A 1,289-nucleotide genomic window follows, 5' to 3' on the forward strand; every position below is an offset into this window, starting at 1 on the left:
GCCGAGCAGCACCAGCCGGGGCACCGTCTCCTCCCGTACCGGGGTGAAGTCGAAGACGGCCCGGGCCAGCTGGCTGATGCAGTCCCAGACGTCGGAGGTCAGGTCGAGCTTGTCGCACTCGTCGAGTACGAACCAGAACTGTTCGTCCGCGGCGGTCGCGCGGCTGACGAGCCGGTAGACCTCGTCTTCGAGCACGGGCAGTGGATCGTTCAACTGTGCCGGATTCAACGGAAAGATCGGCGCGCGGGGGTCCTCGACGAACTCCGCCAGTCGCCGGACCACCTGTTTGGCGGTCGAGGTGCGCGACAGCGTCACCCGCACCGGGCGGAATCCGCGGTGCTGACCGAGGTGGCGGATCAGGCTGTAGGTGTACGAGCGGCCGCTGTCCGGCTCCCCGTCCACCACCAGCACCGTCTTCTCCGGGTCGTCGAGGAACTCGCGCAGGCTCTTGCGCAGCTCGTCGCGGTCGATGAAGACCTCGGTGCCGTTCCTGAGGACACCGGCGAGCAAGTGGTCCTGGTCGGAGGCGTGCGCCTGCTCGTCCTCCCGCAGCCGGGCGGCGAAGGCCGCGGCTTCCGTCCCCGCGGCCAGGGAGCGGAGTTCATCGAGGCCGGCCAGCGCGTCGAGGAGGAGGCGCTGGTTGAGGATGTCTCGGCGCACGGCGCGGACGAGCGCGACGGCGTTCGGTGCACTCTTGTTGGTCAGGGGGAGCTCTCCGATGAACTCCCGGGAAAATCCGGACTGGGCGAGCAGGTCGCGGGGATCGAGAGTGTCGAGGAAGTAGTCCCGCACCCAGGTCGTGACCAGGCACCATTCCGTTTCGGTGAGCGGCATACCGCACCTACCCGGCCGCCCCCAAGGGGCAGCAGACGGACCGATTGCTCCCTGTCATGGTTTCACCCGGGGTGGGGGGCGGCAAGGCGGCGAAAGGGGGCGGGCCGATCGGGGGGCGCTGCGCGGCGTGCGGTTGCGCTGCCCTCGTGCCGCGGAAGCATCTGCGAGGCAGCACCAACCCGCCCCCAGGAGGATCCATGCCCGCAGGACTGTCCATCCACGTAGGCCTCAACCATGTCGACCCCCGCAGGTACGGCGGCTGGGACGGCCAACTCGTGGCCTGCGAGAACGACGCGCGCGATATGGCGGCCCTGGCCCGGGCGGCCGGTTTCGACGACACCGTGATCCTGACCAAGGACGCCACCGCGGACAACATCACGGCCGCCCTGCGCACGGCCGCCGGGAAGCTCAGCAGCGGGGACATCCTGCTGTTCACCTACTCGGGCCACGGGGGC

At 69.6% G+C, this 1,289-nt stretch carries 1 protein-coding gene and 1 pseudogene; one reads left to right on the plus strand and one right to left on the minus strand.

Going from position 1 to position 1,289, the window contains the following annotated elements; genetic code table 11:
* A pseudogene (locus AB0B01_RS30800) lies at window positions 1-834 on the minus strand (hypothetical protein); the annotation flags it as partial.
* A 197-nt stretch (window positions 835-1,031) separates the two neighbouring features.
* Between AB0B01_RS30800 and AB0B01_RS30805 the strand changes: the two are divergent.
* Window positions 1,032-1,289, plus strand: a 258-nt coding sequence (locus tag AB0B01_RS30805; protein WP_361726278.1) for a caspase family protein, incomplete at its 3' end; no start/stop codon positions are given.

Origin of the sequence: Streptomyces sp. NPDC044571 (assembly GCF_040647115.1) — a bacterium.
Classification (GTDB): Bacteria; Actinomycetota; Actinomycetes; order Streptomycetales; family Streptomycetaceae; genus Streptomyces.